The 518-nt window shown below is 73.4% G+C and carries 1 pseudogene; it reads left to right on the top strand.

From position 1 onward, the window contains the following. Nucleotides 1-284, top strand: a pseudogene (locus tag ASF38_RS19200) (CCA tRNA nucleotidyltransferase); the annotation flags it as partial. Nucleotides 285-518: the final 234 nt, after the last annotated feature.

Below are 518 nucleotides of genomic sequence, written 5' to 3'. Positions count from 1 at the left end.
CCCGCGCCGACTGCACCACCCGCAACCGGCGCAAGGCGCAGCGTCTGCAGCGCACCTACGACGACCTGGAGCGCCGCATCGAGGTCCTGGCCGCCCAGGAGGAGCTCGACGCGATCCGCCCCGACCTCGACGGCAACCAGATCATGGAGATCCTCGGCATCGGTCCCGGTCGCGAGATCGGCGAGGCGTACCGATTCCTGCTCGACCTGCGGATGGACCGCGGACCGCTCGGTGAGGACCTGGCTGCCGAGGCGCTGCGCGCGTGGTGGTCGGCGCGCGGCTGAGAGGCCTGCTCGTCCGCTCCTCGCGTCTCGCCGGCGGCTGACGTCGCACGGACCTGCGGCTGCGTCGACGCGGCTCGACGTGGGGGCGTTCCCCGAAAGGCCTCGACGGGGCGGTGGCGCCCGGGGCGGCCGAGCCCTCCGGCTGCCCCCATCGGTGGATCGTCAACATCTGGCGGGGTCCTGCGGTTGCTGAGCCACCGATCCAACGGCGGGGCCGCCCTCATCGGTGGATCG

Origin of the sequence: Aeromicrobium sp. Leaf272 (assembly GCF_001422865.1) — a bacterium.
Taxonomy (GTDB): domain Bacteria; phylum Actinomycetota; class Actinomycetes; order Propionibacteriales; family Nocardioidaceae; genus Aeromicrobium.
The sequence above is the reverse complement of the archived record's forward strand: the minus strand, read 5'-3'. Positions and strand labels throughout refer to the sequence as shown.